Consider the following 16,443-nt stretch of genomic DNA (forward strand, 5'->3'; position numbering starts at 1 on the left):
CCACGAGGCGGCATGACGAGGCCCCGGACGGCCCTGACGACCGGGCGGTCCGGGGTGCGGGCGGGACGGAGCCGGCGGGGCGGTCGGGGCTACTTGCCGCCGTTGCCGCCCTTGCCGTCCTTGCCGCCGCCGAACGAGCCCATCGACTCGTAGATCTCCTTGCAGGTGGGGCACACCGGGTACTTCTTCGGGTCCCGGCCCGGCACCCAGACCTTGCCGCAGAGCGCGACGACGGGGGTACCGTCGAGCGCGCTCGCCATGATCTTGTCCTTCTGGACGTAGTGGGCGTAGCGCTCGTGGTCGCCATCGCCGTGCGTCGTCTGCGGGGTGGGCTCGACGAGGGTGCCGGTGCCCGCTCCGCGCTCGGGCTCGAGAGTGCTCATGAGTCACAAGCCTAATTGAGCGACGGGTCGTCCGGGTATGTCGCGAGCAGCGCCAGGCTGCCGCGCTGCCGGCGCAGCACGGCACGCCACAGCCGCTCGGGCTCGGGCACCGAGACGTCCCCCGGCTCCGAGTCCACGACGTACCAGGCGCCCTCGTCCAGCTCGCGCTCCAGCTGCCCGGGGCCCCAGCCGGCGTATCCGGCGAAGATCCGCAGGCTGCCGACCTCGGCCGCCAGCACCTCGGGCGGCGCCTCCAGGTCGACCAGGCCGATCGAGCCGTGCACCCGGCGCCAGCCCAGCGGCCCGGTGCCCGGCACCACGGCGATCGCCAGCGCCGCGTCGAGCGCCACGGGGCCGCCCTGGAAGACCACTCCGGGCTCCCCGGCGAGCGAGGCCCACGGCTCGAGCACCTCGGAGACGCCCACCGGCGTCGGACGGTTCAGCACCACGCCGAGCGCCCCCTCCCGGTCGTGGTCGAGAAGCAGCACCACGGAGCGGTCGAAGTTGGGATCGGACAGGGCCGGGGTGGCCACCAACAGCCGCCCGGTGAGCGAGGACGCCTCGGTCATGGCCCCCATGATTCCGCATCGGGTGGGCGCTGGGGAGTGCCGTCCGCCAGCCCGCGGCGCCGGCGGTCATAGCATGGCTCACTGGCATTCCCATGCGGTCGCCGTCGAAGGGCGGTGGCCCCCGCACCGACCCGTAGGGATCTCGAGTTCGATGACCGACGACGTACTGATTGTTCACGGCGGCACCCCTATCGAGGGGGAGATCAGGGTCCGCGGGGCGAAGAACCTCGTGCCCAAGGCGATGGTCGCCGCGCTGCTCGGCAGCGCGCCGAGCCGGCTGCGGAACGTGCCCGACATCCGCGACGTGCGCGTGGTGCGCGGCCTGCTGCAGCTGCACGGGGTGACCGTGCGCAGCGGCGAGGAGCCAGGCGAGCTGGTGCTCGACCCCTCGCACGTGGAGAGCGCCAACGTGGCGGACATCGACGCGCACGCCGGCTCCTCGCGCATCCCGATCCTGTTCTGCGGCCCGCTGCTGCACCGGCTCGGGCACGCGTTCATCCCGGGCCTCGGCGGCTGTGACATCGGCGGTCGGCCGGTTGACTTCCACTTCGACGTGTTGCGCAGCTTCGGCGCGACGATCGAGAAGCGCGCCGACGGCCAGTACCTGGAGGCGCCCAAGGGGCTGCGCGGCTGCAAGATCCGGCTGCCCTACCCCTCGGTGGGCTCCACCGAGCAGGTGCTGCTGACGGCGGTGCTCGCCGAGGGCGTCACGGAGCTGTCGAACGCGGCGGTCGAGCCGGAGATCGAGGACCTGATCTGCGTGTTGCAGAAGATGGGCGCGATCATCTCGTTGGACACCGACCGGACCATCCGGATCACCGGCGTCGACCGGCTCGGCGGGTACACGCACCGGGCGCTCCCCGACCGCCTGGAGGCCGCGTCGTGGGCGAGCGCGGCGCTGGCCACCAAGGGCAGCGTCTACGTGCACGGCGCCAGCCAGCGGGAGATGATGACGTTCCTCAACGTGTACCGGAAGGTCGGCGGCGCCTTCGAGGTGGACGACGTCGGCATCCGCTTCTGGCACCCCGGCGGCCCGCTCAACGCGATCGCCATCGAGACGGACGTGCACCCGGGCTTCCAGACGGACTGGCAGCAGCCGCTGGTGGTGGCGCTCACCCAGGCGTCGGGCCTCTCCATCGTGCACGAGACGGTCTACGAGTCCCGGCTCGGCTTCACCAGCGCCCTCAACCAGATGGGCGCGCACATCCAGCTCTACCGCGAGTGCCTGGGCGGCGCCTCCTGCCGCTTCGGCCAGCGGAACTTCCTGCACTCGGCGGTGGTCTCGGGACCGACCACGCTGCAGGGCGCCGACCTGGTCATCCCCGACCTGCGGGGCGGCTTCTCGTACCTGATCGCGGCGCTGGCCGCGCAGGGCACCTCGCGGGTGCACGGCATCGGGCTGATCAACCGCGGCTACGAGAACTTCGTCAACAAGCTTGAGGACCTGGGCGCCAAAGTGGAGCGCGCCTGAGGCCACCTGCCGGTGGGCGTCGTCCGGTGAGCGCGACTCGGCGCCGTACGGCGCCGAGTTGGTCGACGCGCCGGCCAACTCACCGGTGACGCGCCCGGACGACACGAGAGGGGTGGCCCTTGACGGGCCACCCCAGCAACGTGTTCACCGCGGGGTCATTTCCCCCGGGCGGCCTCCTTCAGCTTGGAGCCCGCGGACACCTTGACGCTGTAGCCGGCCGGGATCTGGATCGGCTCCCCGGTCTGCGGGTTGCGCGCGGTGCGGGCGGCACGGTGGGTGCGCTCGAAGGTCAGGAAGCCGGGAATGGTGACCTTCTCGTCCCCCTTGGCAACGATCTCGCCGACGGTCTCGGCGAAGGCACCCAGCACGGCGTCGGCGTCCTTTCGCGTCACCCCGGCGCGGTCGGCCAGACTGGCCACCAGCTCACTGCGGTTCATATTTCGTACTCCCGTGTTCATCTTGCCAATGAGGCGTGAGATCGAAGCCGATGCTGCCAGGGCCCACTGACAGCCCCGGACCAGGGTCTGACTTCCGGGCCCCTCGCGCCCGGATACGCATCCTGCCCCCACGGGAGGCGAGAAGGCCAATCCGGCGCCCGCGGGGTCACACGAAGGGCGCTGATCGCCCGTCGCCACGACGGTCCCGTGGCTCGCCTCTCCCGTCACCCTAAGGGGCGGCTGTGGAGGTCGGGCAACCGACTCGCCGCCGCGCGGCGCCCCCGGCGGCTAGGCGCCGGCGGGGGACGCGGCCCCATGGGCCGCCTCGCGGACGGCGTCGGCGACCGCGCCCGAGACCTTCTCGTTGAAGACGCTGGGGACGATGTAGTTGGCGTTGAGTTCGTCCTCGCCCACCACGTCGGCCAGCGCGCGGGCCGCGGCCAGCATCATCGAGAGGTCGACGGTCCGCGACTGGGCGTCGAGCAGGCCGCGGAACACACCTGGGAACACCAGCACGTTGTTGATCTGGTTGGGGAAGTCGGAGCGGCCCGTGGCCACCACGGCGGCCGTCTGGCGGGCGATGGCCGGGTCGATCTCCGGGTCCGGATTCGCGAGCGCGAACACGATCGCGTCGTTCGCCATCGCCGCCACGTCCTCGGCGGCGAGCACGTCGGGCGCCGAGACGCCGATGAAGACGTCCGCGCCGACGATGGCCTCCTTGAGGGTGCCGGTGACGCCCTCCGGGTTGGTGTTGTCCGCGATCCAACGCAGCGGGGAGTCGCCGTCGGCGTCCACCAGGTCCGCGCGGTCCGCGTGCACCACACCGTGGATGTCCGCCACCACGGCGTGCTTGACGCCGGCCTCGATCAGCAGCTTCAGGATCGCCGTGCCGGCCGCGCCGGCGCCGGACATGACGACCCGTACGTTGCCGAGTTCCTTGCCGACCACGCGCAGCGCGTTGGTGAGCGCGGCCAGCACGACGATGGCGGTGCCGTGCTGGTCGTCGTGGAACACCGGGATGTCCAGGGCCTCGCGCAGCCGCGCCTCGATCTCGAAGCAGCGCGGCGCGGAGATGTCCTCCAGGTTGATGCCGGCGAAGCCGGGCGCGATGGCCTTGACGATCTCAACGATCGCGTCGGTGTCCTGGGTGTCGAGACACAGCGGCCAGGCGTCGATGCCGGCGAACCGCTTGAAGAGGGCGGCCTTGCCCTCCATCACCGGCAGCGCGGCGTGCGGGCCGATGTTGCCGAGGCCGAGCACCGCAGAGCCGTCGGTGACGACGGCCACGCTGTTGCGTTTGATGGTCAGTCGCCTGGCGTCCTCCGGGTTGGCCGCGATCTGTGTGCAGACGCGGGCCACACCCGGCGTGTAAATCATCGAGAGGTCGTCGCGATTGCGAATCGGATGCTTCGACTTCATCTCGATCTTGCCGCCGAGGTGCATCAGGAAGGTGCGGTCAGAGACCTTCCCGAGCGCCACGCCCTCGATGCCGCGCAGCTTCTGGACGATCTCGTCGGCGTGCGCGGTGGAACTGGCCGCGATGGTCACGTCGATGCGGAGCTTCTCGTGGCCGGACGCGGTGACGTCCAGGCCGGTCACCGAGCCGCCCGACGACTCGACCACGGTGGTGAGCTGACTGACCGCCGTACCGCTGGCCGGAACCTCGAGACGGACCGTCATCGAGTACGAGACACTGGGCGCCGTTGCCATCGCCGACTTCCTTCGCTTTCCTGAAAACCGCCCCCGAAGTGCTGTCACCTTACGAGAGCGTCGCTCCTCGGTGAAACCCAGGGCGCGGGACCGATATGACCGTAACAGCAAAGCGTCACAGGCATGGAAACGGTGTGGAAAGAAGGAGGGGGAGTCAGGGGCGCCGACCCGCCAGCTCGCCTCGCGGCAAGTGGTCGCTCGTAGCGACAATGGTTGGGCCCGGGGGCATGGAACGGGCCGACGCCACTTTTAGGCTACCGCACGCGTCCCCGCCCGGTGCAAGTGCGGAACTTCGCCCTGGTCAGCCCACGGGGACGGTCGTGTCGTCGGCCGTGGCGAGGACCGTGAGGCGCTGGGTGGCCCGGGTGAGCGCGACGTAGAGCACCCGGAGTCCGGCGGAGGACTCGTCGGCGATCTCGGCCGGGGCAAGCACCAGCGTGGCGTCGTACTCCAGGCCCTTCGCCTCCAGGCTGCCGAGCACCATCAGCCGCTCCCCGGCCTCCGGCAGGTCGGCCAGCCAGCCCGCGACCTCCGCGCGGCGCCGCATCGCCACCACCACGCCGACCGTGCCGGGCACCTCGGCCAGCAGCCGGCCCGCCTCGGCCCGCGCCGCCTCCCGCAGCGCGCCCGCCGACCCCACCGTGGCGAACCGCGGCTCGGTCCCGGTCTCCCGCACCGCGCGCGGCGGAACCGCGCCCGGCATGGCCCGAGACAGCACGCCGCCGGCGACCCGGGCGATCTCGGCCGGGTTGCGGTAGTTGACCGTCAGCTCGAAGCGGCGCCGCATCCGCCGCCCGAGCGCCCGGTCACGCTCGGCCGCGGCCTCGGCCGGGTCGGGCCACGAGGACTGCGCCGGGTCGCCCACGATGGTCCAGGTGGCTTGCGCCCCGCGCCGCCCCACCATCCGCCACTGCATCGGCGTGAGGTCCTGCGCCTCGTCGACGATCACGTGCGCGTAGTCGAGACGCTCCGCGCCCTCGGGACCGGCCAACCGCTCCCGGCCGTTCGGCGCGGTCCGCTCCGCGTAGGTGGTGAGCTCGGCGAGCCCGGTGAGCTGGTCGAGCACGTCGACCTCGCGGGGCGCCGCCGGTCTGGTCGGGGTGCCGAGCAGCACCCGTAGCTCGTCGAGGAGCGCCACGTCGTGCGCGGAGAGACCGGTGCCCGCCGGCGTGACCCGACGCAGGGCGCGCGCCAGCTGCCGCACCTCGCGCGGGCGCAGGATCCGGCGGGCCCAGCGGGCCAGGCGCTGCTCGTCGGCCATGGCCGTGAGCACCTGGAGCGGGGTGACCTCGGGCCACCAGGCGGCCAGGAAGTCGGTGAACGCCTCCTCGTCCGCGATGTCCTCGTTGAACGCCTCGCGGGCCTCGGCCGCGAGCCCCGGGTCCTGGTAGCGCTCGGGCGCGCCCGACTTCCGCCACAGCGCGTCGAGCAGCAGCCGGCGGGCGCGCGGCCGCAGCAGGTTGACGGGGGCGGTTCCGCCGAGGGCCTGCTGCCGCACCCCGGCCAGTTCCTCGCCGTCCAGTTCGACGCGGCGACCGAAGGCGACAACCCGCAGCCGGTCGGGCGCGCCCTGCGCGTCGATCGCGCCGCGCGCCGCGCGGGCCAGCACCCGCGCCATGGCGGCCGAGCCCTTGATCCTGGCGACGGCCGGCTCGTCGTAGGAGTCGGCCTCGGCGCCCTCGATCAGCGAGCCAAGCGCCCGGATCGCGACCTGGCCCTCCTCGCCGAGCGACGGCAGCACGCCCTCCGTGTACGAGACCAGCAGCGGCGTCGGGCTGACCACCAGGATGCCGCCCGCGTACCGCCGCCGGTTCTGGTAGAGCAGGTAGGCGGCGCGGTGCAGCGCCACCGCGGTCTTCCCGGTGCCCGGGCCGCCGGTGACCTCGGTGACCGCGGTGACCGGCGCCCTGATCACCTCGTCCTGCTCGGCCTGGATGGAGGCGACGATGTCGCTCATCCGCCGCCCCCTGGCCCGGCCGAGGGCGGCCATCAGCGCGCCGTCGCCGACCACCGGCAGCTCGGTGCCAGACAGCAGGGTGCGCAGCTCGGGGCGGAGCAGGTCGTCCTCGACGCCCAGCACCCGGCGGCCCCGGCTGCGGATCACCCGGCGCCGCACCACCCGGCCGGGGGCGACGGGCGTGGCCCGGTAGAAGGGGGCGGCGGCCGGCGCCCGCCAGTCGATGACCAGCGGCACGTAGTCGGCGTCGAGCACGCCGAGCCGCCCGATGTGCAGGGTCTCGGCGATCTCCGCGACGGGCGTGCCGTCCTCCTCGCCGATCGCGTCGTCGGCCGGCTCGACCGAGGTGTAGGCGCCGTCCGGGCCGCGCACCCCGTCCTTGCCGGGCAGCAGGTCGATCCGGCCGAACAGGAAGTCCTCGAACTCGTTGTTCAGCCGGGAGAGGTGGAGCCCCGCCTGGAAGACCTGGGCGTCGCGCTCGGCGAGCGCCCCCGGGGTGCCGACCTGCACCCGGTTGGCCGCGTCGGCCATCAGGAACTCGGCCTCGTGGATCTTCTCCGTCAGCCGCCGGTACACGGTGTCCAGGTGTCGCTGCTCGTCCCGGATCTCGCGTTCCCGCACGTCCATGGCGCGGTCCCCCCTCTTCGGCTGTCGGCTCTGCTGGGCTGGAAGGCGTTCCACCGTACGCCCATCCGGGCCCGTGCGTGCGGCATGTGCCACAGGTCGGACGGCCGGGGGCGGGCCGTCCGACCGTCGTCACTCGCCGTACTTGTGGCCGTCGAGCGTCGGATCGAGGGCGAGTCGGTAGCCGCGCTTGACGACGGTCTGGATGAGGCTCGGCGCGCCGAGCGCCGTCCGCAGCCTGGCCATGGCGGTCTCCACGGCGTGCTCGTCCCGCCCGGCGCCGGGCAGCGCGCGCAGCAGCTCGGCGCGGGAGACGACCCAGCCGGGGCGGCGAGCCAGCACCCGCAGCATGGCCATGCCGGCCGGAGCGACTGGCCGTAGCTCGCCGTCGACCACCACCGCGTGACCGCGGATCTCGACCCGGCGCCCCGCGACCGGCAGCGGGCGGGCGCGGGCCGGCAGCTCGTTGCAGAGCAGCTGGACGAGCGGGCCGAGCCGGAAGCGCTCCGGCGCCTGCGTCGGCACGTCGTGGGCCTGGAGCGGCAGCGCGGTGACGGGCCCGACACAGGCCGGCAGCACCCGCTTCTGGAACGCGGCGACCAGCGGGTCGAGCACCCCGCGCTCCTCGGCCCGGCGCAGCAGCGAGACGGCGGCCGGGGCGCTGGTGAAGGTGACGGCGTCGAGGCCGCCGGCCAGCACCGTGTCGATCAACCGGTCGACGGGGCCGATGTCCTCCGGTGGCATCCAGCGGTACACCGGCACGTCGACGACCTCGGCGCCGGCCTCGCGCAGCGCCTCGATGAAGCCGGGCAGCGGCTCGCCGTGCAGCTGGAGGGCGACCCGCCGGTCGGCGACGCCCTCGTCGAGCAGCCGCTGCAGCACCTCGGCCATGGACTCTGAGGCCGGCGACCACGCCTCGGTGAGACCCGCGGCCCGGATGGCGCCGCGCACCTTGGGACCGCGGGCCAGCAGCTCGCCGGCGCCGAGGGTGCGCAGCAGCTCCTCGCCCATCCCCCAGCCGTCGGCGGCCTCCACCCAGCCGCGGAAGCCGATCGCGGTGGTGGCCACGACGATGTCGGGGGCGTGGGCGATCAGCTCGCGGGTGGCGGCGAGCAGCTCGTCGTCGTCGGCCAACGGCACGATGCGCAGCGCCGGCGCGTGCAGCACCTCGGCGCCGCGCCGGCGCAGCAGCGCGCCGAGCTCCTCGGCCCGGCGGGCCGCGGTGACCCCCACGGTGAAGCCTTCGAGTGGCCGGATCTCACGCCCCGCCTGTTCCTTCTGCGCCATCCGCTCCATCGATCCGTATCCGCTCCGCCCCGAGAGTTCCGATGCGTGGAACCGAGCCTGTCAACGGAGCGTGACAGGCTCGGTTCCGGTGGATTTCGCCCGGGTTACACCGGGTCGCCGCGGCGACCCGCACCCGGGTTCCCTTCAGACCCCGACATAGGCGGGCTGCCGGTCGTCGCTGCCCGCGCTCTCGGCGCCCGCCTCGGCGGCCTGGGTCGACCCCGCGCCGCGCAGGTATACGGCCCAGGTAACCACGAAGCACGCCGCGTAGAAGGCGAGAAAAGTCACAAAGGCGCCGGATCCGGACCCGCTGGAGAGGAACGACTGCCGGAACGCCAGGTTGATCCCGAGCCCGCCGAGCGCGCCGACCGCGCCGATCAGGCCGATGGCGGCGCCGGAGAGCCGCCGCGCGTACGCGGCCGCCGCCTCGCCGGTGAGCCCCTGCTCCTGGGCCTTGGCCCGGTAGATGCCGGGGATCATCTTGTAGGTCGAGCCGTTGCCGAGCCCACTGAGCACGAAGAGGCCGACGAAGCCGACCAGGAAGATGGGCAGCGACTCGGCGGCCGAGGCCGCCAGCACCACGCCGGTGGCGACCGCCATGCCGGCGAACGTGCACAGGGTGATCCTGGCCCCGCCGAACCTGTCGGCCCAGTAGCCGCCGACCGGCCTGATCAGCGAGCCGAGCAGCGGCCCGATGAAGGTGATGGAGGCCGCCTGGAGCGGCGTGCGGTCGAACTGGTTCTGCAGCACCAGGCCGAAGGCGAAGCTGTAGCCGATGAACGAGCCGAACGTCCCGATGTAGAGGAACGACATGATCCAGGTGTGCCGGTCGCGCACGGACTCCCTGGCAGCGCCGGTGTCGTTGGTCACCGGGCCCAGATTGTCCATGTACCGCCAGGCCAGCGTGGCGGCGACGACGATCAGCGGCGTATAGACGCCGAGCAGCACGCGGGGGTTGCCCTCGCCCGCGGTGGCGATCACCAGCAGTCCGACCAGCTGGATCACCGGCACCCCGATGTTGCCGCCGCCGGCGTTCAGGCCAAGGGCCCAGCCCTTCTTGCGCAGCGGGTAGAAGGAGTTGATGTTCGTCATCGACGACGCGAAGTTGCCGCCGCCGACGCCGGTGAGGGCGGCCACCAGCATGAAGGTCGTGTAGGACGTGCCGGGCTCCATCACCACCCACGCGAGGGCGGCTGGCAGCAGCAGCATCGCGGCCGAGACCACCGTCCAGTTACGGCCGCCGAACCGCGCGACGGCGAAGGTGTAGGGCACCCGGGCGACGGAGCCGACCAGGGTGGCCATCGACACCAGGAAGAACTTCCCGGCCGGGTCGATGCCGTACTCGGGGCCCATGAAGAGCACCAGCACGGACCACAGGGTCCAGATGGAGAAGCCGATGTGCTCGGAGAGGATGGAGAAGACGAGATTGCGGCGGGCGATCCGCTCCCCCTTCTCCTTCCAGAAGCGCTCGTCCTCCGGGTCCCACTCTTCTATCCAGCGTCCGCCTCGCCGGGAGGCCACGGGCTTGGGGGCTGACATTGCGCCTCCATCGGGCATCGCACCCTGTACTCGGTGCTCGGTCACAGGTCCTCGTGCTGCCCGAAGGTAGGTACCGCGCGTTTCGCGGCTGTGGCCCGAGGTGACACGTGCGAAACCTTGCACTCACGAGCACACCGACGACGCGGTGAGCCACAGCTAAGAGCGTTCTCCCCCACCCTCTCGCCTGCGGCGGGCACTCCCACACCCACGCCGCGGCCCACGGCGCTCCGCGCCCGACGCCGCGCTGACGCGCACGCGCGCACCGCGCCGGTGCCCGCGGCGCTGCGCGCCCGGCGGGCGCGGGCCGGCCGCGCCTGGCCAGGCGAAAGGGTGGGTGGGGAGAGAAACCGCGCCGCCCTCCGGCCCGCAGCCCGCGGTCGCGGAATCAGGCCGGTGGTGGCGGAAGGCCGCGCCGCGGGGCCGGGGCTACGGGAGGGGCCAGCGCCGCAGCGCCGGGCCCAGGTGCGTGGATTTCGGCGGCATGCCCGCCCCACTCGCCGCGCCGGACCAGATCTGGTCCCACGTCGGCGGCGGCAGGATCAGCCCCACCTCCTCGAAGCCCGGCGCCTCGACGGTGAAGCGCGGCACCGCCGGCACCCCCTGGTCCTCGCACAGCGCCGGGATCAGCACGTGGTCGCTGATGGCCGCCGGCAGTTCCACCCACTCCGGCGGCACGAACCGCAGCCGGCCGGCCATCGTCGCCGGCGACACCTCGGAGACCTCCCACGCCCGGCCGCCGCCGGTCAGCACGAAGGTGCCGTTGCGGGGCGCGAGCCGCACACCTGGCGGCAGTTCGGCGACCCGCGCGATGCGGGCCGCCGCCGCCACGGCCCGGCCGAGGTCGAGGCCCGGCACCACCCGGTGGGTCGCGGAGAGCGTCAGCGGGTACCTGCGGTGGTCGACGACCAGCGCCGGCAGCCGGTCGGCCGCCGTGCCCGGCTCGGCGCGGTGCAGCCGCCTGGCGGCCTCCAGCCGGTGGTGGCCGTCGGCGAGCAGCACCGGCGGCAGGGCGGGCGGCGTATCGCTCCACGCCGGGTCGCACGCCCACAGCAGCAGCGCGCCGTTCTCCGGGGTGGGCAGTTCGCGGATCGGCGGTCCCTTGACCGTCTCGTCCACGCACTCCTGGAACGACCCGAGGTCGGTCGCCGCCAGCAGTAACGGCTCGACCGGCGCCTCGGTCTGCTCGAGGAGTCGGATCTGGTTCCGCACGGCGGACTCGGCGACCTGCTGGTGCCGCAGCACGTGCCCGGTCTCCACGCCGTGCAGGCCCAACGCACCGAAGACGCCGCGTTGTTCGACGGCGCCGAGGGCGTCACGGCGTTCCACCACGAAGTAGGTGTGCGGAAGAGGCCGGAGGAGGTCCGTCCGTGGGGCCGGGGTCCTGGGCGGGACCAGTGCGGGAAACAGCTCAGGCCGCAGTGTGCTCCTCCTCCTTCACTGCCTCCCTCAGCATCTCCCTCGGCACATCGGCCAGTGGGATCTCTCGGGCCATCGCCCCGGAAAGCGCGGCAGGCGGCGCCGGGGCCGCGGCGGGTGCCGACGGCGGCGCCATCACGGGACGCAGCGTGTCGAGCGCCTTGCGCAGCACCGCCTCCAGCTCCTGAGGGCTGTCGGCGACCGCCGTGACGTAGCCATGTCCGGCGACCCGGCTGGTGGCCTCCGGAACATGACTCCCCACGGGCACCGCGATCTCCAGCTCCCGCACTCCGGCGAGCGCCCGCGCCTCCGCGACTCCCTCCACGGCCTCCAGGAGGCCGGACGGCAGCCGCAGGAACCGGATGCCGGCCCACCGCGGCTCGCCGAAGGCGGGCTCCGGCAGCGGTAGTCCGAGCGCGCTTGCGACGCTGAGCGCGATCAGGTCGATCCCGGTGGCCAACCGCAGCAGGTCGTGCACGGCGGTGGCTCCCGGGTGGGCGTGCGACTCGATGAGCCGCGGCCCCTCCGCGGTGACGATGACCTCGGTCTGCGAGAGCCCGCTGCGCTGCCCCGCCGCGTTGAGCGTGGCGACGACCAGCTGGTGGATCCGCTCCCGGGTGTCCTCGTCCAGGTCGGCCGGCATGTCGTAGCCGGTCGTCCTCTGGTGCTCGGTGATGTCGGCTCCCGCGATGTCGCGGGGGCCGTACTTCCTGGTGACGGCCAGGATGGTGTGCTCGCCTGCCCGCGAGTTCGCCTCGACGCTGAACTCCGGGCCGTCGAGGAACTCCTCGACGATCAGGGCAGGTTCGCCCGCCAGCTGGGCGGCCAGGTCCGACGCGTCCGCCGCGCTGCGCAGCAGATGCACGTCCTGGCCGCCCGAGCCGGTGCGCGGCTTGGCCACGCACGGGAAGCCGACGCGCTCGGCGACGGCCACCAGATGCGCGGCGCGGTCACAGTGCTCGAACCGGACGGGGGCACCGGTGAGCTGGTTGACCTTGCCGCGCAGGGCCGCCTTGTCCGTGAGGTACGCGACGGCCGCATGGGGGTTGCCCGGGAAGCGGAGCGCTTCGTTGGCCCGGGCCGCGATCAGGGCGCTGGCCTCGGCGAAGCCGAACACAGCCGCCCTGGCCGGAAGGTTGGTGAGATGACCGATGGCCATCATCAGTTGGGGGTGGTCGGTCCAGTCGACCGTGATCGCCTGGTCCGCCAGGGCGACGGCCTCCCGAACTCCCGGTCGCGACAGGTCGGGTGCCAGCACCAGGGTCCGGGCGCCGACCCGACGGGCCGCCTCAACCACCGCGGGGCGCGGGCTGAGCAGAACGGCCACTGGTGACTGGGGCGTCATGCTGCCGCCTCCTTAGATCCACTGCCCACGAGACTGAGAGGTCCAGGGCGCCGATCCGGATCGTCCAGATCCGCCCAACTGTCGTGATCGTGTTGCCGACTGCCCGGGATGCCCCCGATCAGCCCCAGATCGCGCCCTGCGAACTGCTCTGCGGGGACGTAGCCTCAGCGCCGGACTCCTGGGCCACTGCGACTCCGCCGGACACACCCACGACCACGAGGGCGGCGAGAACGCTGAGAACAAACTTCTTCACGGGATCCCTCTTCCGTGTCCACATAGGCGAACATGAGTGGCATGCTGGCCCAATCATGCTCACGAGCATTCACGATGAAGTCGATAGAATCGCTGTGGCATCATCTCGCCTGTCAAGTTGACGCCAAGGGGCTGGCCGATGTCGTTCGAGGAAGAAGATCGTGAGCGAATCCGGCAAAATAGACGCAGCGGCCGCCCGAGTTTACCGGCTCCGCGTGATTCACCCCACCAACTCCGTTGAATGGATTGCCGTTCGCGCTGGTCTTACACCAGAGCAGGTGAAGGATGCGGAGTTCCAGCTCGCCGAGCTTGGCCTGCTGCGGCCGTCCCCGAGCGGCGGCCGCGTGGCGATCAGCCCGGAGAGCGCGGCGGACGCGCTGCTCGCCCCGATGGAGCAGGACATCCTCCAACGCCGCATCGCGATGGCGGCCACCAGGGCCAGGCTGCACGCCCTGTCCGGCGACTACCTGGAAGCCCGCAGCATGCGCTCGGCCAAGAGCAGCATCGAGATCGTCGAGGGAATCGACAACATCCGCGCGGTGATCGACGACCTGGGCCGCACCTGCACCAAGTCCCTGGACTCGCTGGTGTACGGCGGGGCACAGACCGAGGAGGGGGTGCGCGCGGCGCTCGCCGTGGACCGTGAACTTCTGGCCCGCGGCATCCGGATGCGCTCGATCTTCCTCCACTCGGCACGCCGTGACCGGGCGACCGTGCTCTACGCCACGACCCTGGCCAACACGGGCGGCCAGGTGCGGAGCATCGCGGCACTGCCCTCCCGGATGCTCATCTTCGACGACTGCGCGGTGCTGCCCCTCGACCCCCTGAACACCGCGGGCGGCGCGGCCCTGGTGCGCGATCCGGCGGTCCTCAAGTTCCTCAAGCAGCTTTTCGAACACTACTGGGACCGGGCGTTGGACTTCGCCGAGGAACAACGCACCGGCCCCGAGCCGGGTGGCGTCGAGCGGGAGGTGCTGCTGCTGATGGCGGCGGGCAAGAAGGACGAGGCGATCGCCCACCAGTTGGGCATGTCGCCCCGGTCCGTCAGCCGGATCGTGGCCCGCCTGATGGAGCGCCTCGGCGCCGAGAGCCGGTTCCAGGCGGGCGCGCGGGCCGCGCTCAACGGCTGGCTGTCCTGACACGGCCACTCCGACGGGAAGGGGTGCGGACGATGGATGTGAGCACCACACAGGCCGGCGACGCCGTCGGCGACGACGACGCGCTGCTCGGCGAGGCGGGCGCGGTCCTCGGCGACGACGAGGAGATCGACGCGGCGACCGTCCGCGTCTACCAGCTGCGGGTCACCCATCCCACCGACCTGGTCAGCCAGTTGGCGGCCCGGGCCGGTCTCGACCGGAAGCAGGTCAGCCAGGCCGAGAAGAAGCTCTCCCAGCTCGGCCTCCTGCAACGCTCGCCGAGCGGCGGTTGGGTGGCGATCAGCCCGGAGAGCGCGGCCGAGGCGCTGCTCGCGCCCCTGGAGCGGGACATCCTCCAGCAGCGGATCGCGATGGCGGCCACCAGGGAGCAGTTGCACGCGCTCTCCGGTGACTACCTGGAGGCCCGCAGCATGCGCTCGGCCAAGAGCAGCATCGAGGTGGTCGAGGGGATCGAGAACGTGCGGGCGGTGATCGACGACCTGGCCCGCACCTGCACCACCTCGTTGGAGTCCATGCAGCCGGGCGGCGGCGTCACCGACGCGGCCGTGCGGGCCGCCCTGCCGCTCGACATGGAGCTGCTGTCCCGCGGTATCGCGATGCGGTCGCTGTTCCAGCACAGCGCCCGCCGCCACCGGAGCACCGTGCAGTACGTGGAGCGGCTGACGACCGCCGGCGGCTCGGTGCGCAGCACCGGCACGCTGCCGTCGCGGATGCTGATCTACGACCGGGAGTGCGTGGTGCTGCCGCTCGACCCGCTGGCCACCGCGGCGGGCGCGGCCATCGTCCGCGACCCCTCGGTGCTGAGCTTCCTGTGCCAGGTCTTCGAGCAGTGCTGGGAGGAAGGCCGCGACTTCATCGAGCCCGACGTGGCGGAGCCCGGCACCGAGCCCGTGGGCATGGAGCGCGAGGTGCTGCTGCTCATGGCGACCGGCCGCACCAACGACGACATCGCGCTGCGGCTCGGCGTCTCCCAGCGGTCCGTCAGCCGGACGGTGGCGCAGCTGATGACCCGGCTCGGGGCCACCAACCGCTTCCAGGCGGGCGTGCGGGCGGCCGAGCTCGGCTGGCTGACCGTTCAGGACCCGGCGGAGGCGTAGAGCCTGCGGTCGGCCTCCGGCAGCCAGGAGCCGGCCGGCCGCTCCAGCCAGGAGCCGCGGTCGCCCAGGTCGCGGGCGGCCGCGGTCAGGGCGTCGAGCCCCGGGTGGCGCGGGCCGCGCCGCCACACCATGGAGACCGGAGAGAGCGGCACGGGCTCGACGAGCGGCCGCAGCACTATCCCCGGGACGCCGACGAACTCGGTGCTGGCCAGCACCGACCAGCCCTGCCTGCGCACGACGCGGCCGAACTCCGCCTCCCCCTCGATCTTGGGGAACGGCGGCGCGAGGTCGATGCCGCGCCCGGCGAAGAGGCTGCGGGCGTAGTCGGTCCACTCGGTGGTCTCCTCGTTGCCCGCCGCCGCGTACAGCGTCTCGCCGGCGAGCTCAGCGAGCGGCACCCTGGGCAGCGCGGCGAGCCGGTGGTCGCCCGGCAGCAGCACGGCCACCCGCTCGAAGCGGATCAGCCGGTGCGCGAGCCCGGCCCGCACGGTCGGGGCGAGGCCGGCCACCCGGCCGAACGACACGTCGAGCCGGCCGTCGGCGATCTCGGCCGCCGCCCTGGCGAGGCCGCTGTGGTAGCGGGCGACGAACTCGAGCTCGGGCGCGATCAGCCGGGCCTCGTCCAGCACCCGCTGCCCGGTGGCGACCCGCGCCGCCACGTCCACCACCAGCGGCCGGTCGCCGCCGGCCGCCACGGCGGCGCCAAGACCGTCGTACGCCGCCAGCACGCGGCGCACGTGTGGCAGCAGGCGCTCCCCCTCCCGGGTGAGGGCGACGTGCCGGGTGCTGCGGTCGAAGAGGGTCGTATCCCACTCGCGCTCGAGCCGCCTGATGTCCCGGCTGAGGGCCTGCTGGGCCACGAAGAGCCGGCCGGCGGCCCGGGTGAAGTGCAGTTCCTCGGCCACCGTGACGAAGGCGCGCAGCAGACGGGGATCGGTCTCGTGGTGCACGCCGACCATTCTCACGCGCCCCAGCCGATTCACAACGGAGGCGCGTGAATGGGCGCTGATCAGGTGTTGGACGCGGCACCTCACCCTTGGCGAGGGTGGACACATGCCGCATCCCCTCCCCCCGCCGCCGATGCGCTTCGCGCTCACGGGCGGCACGCTGGTCGCCGTGCTCCCCTCGGCCGTGGCGGCCCCCCGCCGCCGATCCCGCTGGCGCGTAACGTCACGGCTTCGCCGCCCAAGCCCCTAGCC

General features: G+C 72.8%; 13 protein-coding genes. 3 read left to right on the plus strand and 10 right to left on the minus strand.

From position 1 onward, the window contains the following. Window positions 1-89: 89 nt before the first annotated feature. Window positions 90-383 (minus strand): DUF3039 domain-containing protein, encoded by a 294-nt coding sequence (locus E1265_RS19470; RefSeq protein ID WP_132931683.1) that lies wholly within the window; start codon window positions 381-383, stop codon window positions 90-92. Between the two features lie 11 nt (window positions 384-394). Next, window positions 395-952, minus strand: a complete 558-nt coding sequence (locus E1265_RS19475; protein WP_165953806.1) for a YqgE/AlgH family protein — start codon at window positions 950-952, stop codon at window positions 395-397. A 151-nt stretch (window positions 953-1,103) separates the two neighbouring features. Here E1265_RS19475 and murA point away from each other — a divergent pair, with 151 nt between their 5' ends. Beyond that, window positions 1,104-2,423: a UDP-N-acetylglucosamine 1-carboxyvinyltransferase gene (gene murA, locus E1265_RS19480; RefSeq protein ID WP_132931686.1), complete on the plus strand. Its 1,320-nt coding sequence runs from the start codon at window positions 1,104-1,106 to the stop codon at window positions 2,421-2,423. Between the two features lie 155 nt (window positions 2,424-2,578). Here murA and E1265_RS19485 read toward each other — a convergent pair whose 3' ends face one another. The 7 genes from E1265_RS19485 to E1265_RS19520 form a co-directional block, all read right to left on the minus strand. After that, a complete protein-coding gene (locus E1265_RS19485; RefSeq protein WP_132931688.1) occupies window positions 2,579-2,860 on the minus strand; it encodes an HU family DNA-binding protein in 282 nt (93 codons plus the stop codon). Between the two features lie 288 nt (window positions 2,861-3,148). Further along, complete coding sequence (locus E1265_RS19495; protein ID WP_132931690.1) at window positions 3,149-4,570, minus strand: NAD-dependent malic enzyme; 1,422 nt, start codon at window positions 4,568-4,570, stop codon at window positions 3,149-3,151. Window positions 4,571-4,871: 301 nt separating this feature from the next. Further along, window positions 4,872-7,154: a PhoH family protein gene (locus E1265_RS19500; RefSeq protein WP_132931692.1), complete on the minus strand. Its 2,283-nt coding sequence runs from the start codon at window positions 7,152-7,154 to the stop codon at window positions 4,872-4,874. Window positions 7,155-7,283: 129 nt separating this feature from the next. Then, window positions 7,284-8,438 carry a uroporphyrinogen-III synthase gene (locus E1265_RS19505; RefSeq protein WP_165953807.1) on the minus strand — a complete coding sequence of 385 codons (1,155 nt, stop codon included), beginning with the start codon at window positions 8,436-8,438 and terminating at the stop codon, window positions 7,284-7,286. A 144-nt stretch (window positions 8,439-8,582) separates the two neighbouring features. After that, window positions 8,583-9,977: a nitrate/nitrite transporter gene (locus tag E1265_RS19510; protein ID WP_132931695.1), complete on the minus strand. Its 1,395-nt coding sequence runs from the start codon at window positions 9,975-9,977 to the stop codon at window positions 8,583-8,585. 426 nt (window positions 9,978-10,403) lie between these two features. Next, window positions 10,404-11,306 (minus strand): DUF1015 family protein, encoded by a 903-nt coding sequence (locus tag E1265_RS19515; protein ID WP_165953808.1) that lies wholly within the window; start codon window positions 11,304-11,306, stop codon window positions 10,404-10,406. Window positions 11,307-11,385: 79 nt separating this feature from the next. Beyond that, window positions 11,386-12,738: an ATP-grasp domain-containing protein gene (locus tag E1265_RS19520; protein ID WP_132931699.1), complete on the minus strand. Its 1,353-nt coding sequence runs from the start codon at window positions 12,736-12,738 to the stop codon at window positions 11,386-11,388. A gap of 530 nt (window positions 12,739-13,268) precedes the next feature. On the opposite strand from E1265_RS19520, the gene E1265_RS19525 reads away from it, so the two are divergent. Continuing rightward, complete coding sequence (locus tag E1265_RS19525; RefSeq protein ID WP_243740949.1) at window positions 13,269-14,129, plus strand: helix-turn-helix transcriptional regulator; 861 nt, start codon at window positions 13,269-13,271, stop codon at window positions 14,127-14,129. 38 nt (window positions 14,130-14,167) lie between these two features. Beyond that, a complete protein-coding gene (locus tag E1265_RS19530; protein ID WP_243740950.1) occupies window positions 14,168-15,244 on the plus strand; it encodes a LuxR C-terminal-related transcriptional regulator in 1,077 nt (358 codons plus the stop codon). Here E1265_RS19530 and E1265_RS19535 read toward each other — a convergent pair. Continuing rightward, window positions 15,223-16,203 (minus strand): LysR family transcriptional regulator, encoded by a 981-nt coding sequence (locus tag E1265_RS19535; protein WP_132931704.1) that lies wholly within the window; start codon window positions 16,201-16,203, stop codon window positions 15,223-15,225. The two genes, E1265_RS19530 and E1265_RS19535, sit on opposite strands and share 22 nt — an antisense overlap. Between the last annotated feature and the right edge of the window lie 240 nt (window positions 16,204-16,443).

This window comes from Streptomyces sp. 8K308, from assembly GCF_004348315.1.
Classification (GTDB): domain Bacteria; phylum Actinomycetota; class Actinomycetes; order Streptomycetales; family Streptomycetaceae; genus Streptomyces.